The organism is Glutamicibacter sp. BSL13, assembly GCF_052928425.1.
Genome location: NZ_JAVGCZ010000216.1, coordinates 1 through 1,091, shown reverse-complemented (window position 1 = coordinate 1,091; position 1,091 = coordinate 1). Strand labels below are relative to the sequence as shown.

General features: G+C 70.0%; 2 protein-coding genes. Both read left to right on the top strand.

From position 1 onward, the window contains the following. Window positions 1-543, top strand: a 543-nt coding sequence (locus RCJ92_RS15945; RefSeq protein WP_446755131.1) for an FtsB family cell division protein, incomplete at its 5' end; no start/stop codon positions are given. Window positions 544-653: 110 nt separating this feature from the next. Continuing rightward, a partial coding sequence (locus RCJ92_RS15940; RefSeq protein WP_446755130.1) for a DUF501 domain-containing protein occupies window positions 654-1,091 on the top strand: 438 nt, incomplete at its 3' end.

Genomic DNA, 1,091 nt, shown 5'->3' with positions numbered 1-1,091 from the left:
CCGGGCAAGAGCGCGCGCTCCCCGCGGCTGGAGCGGGCCAAGCAGAAGCAGTCCCAGCGCCGCCGGGTGGATCGGGTCAAGTTCTCCGCCGCGGTGCGCCGCAATCCCGCCGAGGCCCAGCCGCCCACCCAGCCGGCCGAACCCGGCGGGGAGCCGGTGGCCGCGCACCGCTTCTCCGGACGCGTCGCCGCCCTGCTGGTGGTGCTCGCCTTCTTCGCGGTGATGCTGGTGCCCACGGTGAACCACTACCGCGCCCAGATGCAGGAGATCAACGAGCTGCGCGCTTCGATCACCGCCATGGAGGCCGAACGCGACGCGCTGAAAGAGGAGATCGCCCGCTGGGACGACCCGCTGTACATCAAGCAGCAGGCCCGCGACCGGATAAACTTGGTGATGCCCGGTGAGCGGGTGTACATGGTGGTCGGTGAACGGCCCTCCGCGCAGGAGGACGAACAGGCCAACGGCAGCACCTATGAGGTGCGCCAGGAACTGCCCTGGGTTGACGCCCTGCTGGACTCGGTGCGCCGTTCGGCCACCGACTGACCAAACCGGTCCCGGCCCCGCGCCGGCCCGCCGCCACCGGCCCCGAATGACCCGAAGTCCCCTTTGTTGCGGACCCAAGACCTACGACGCAAGCGGAAGAGCAGTGAGACGTGAGCAACCAGCGAATTCATGAGGCCCTGGACGCCGCCGGACGCACCCCCAGCGAGAAGGACCTGGAAACCCTCAGCCGGCAGCTGAACCGCCCGGTGCGCGACGTGGTGGAGATCGGGGCGCGCTGCGTATGTGGCAACCCGCTGGTGGCCACCACCGCCCCGCGGCTGTCCTCCGGCATCCCGTTCCCCACCACCTACTACCTGACCCACCCGGTGATCACCTCGGCCGTTTCCCGCCTGGAGGCCGCCGGGGTGATGAACCAGATGAACGAACGGCTCGGGCAGGATCCGCAGCTGGCCGCCGCCTACCGCGAAGCCCACGAATCCTATCTGGCCAACCGGGACGCGATCGGTCGGCGTTCGGGCACCGGTGAGGTTCCGGAGATCGCCGGGGTCTCGGCCGGGGGCATGCCCACCCGCGTGAAGTGCCTGCAC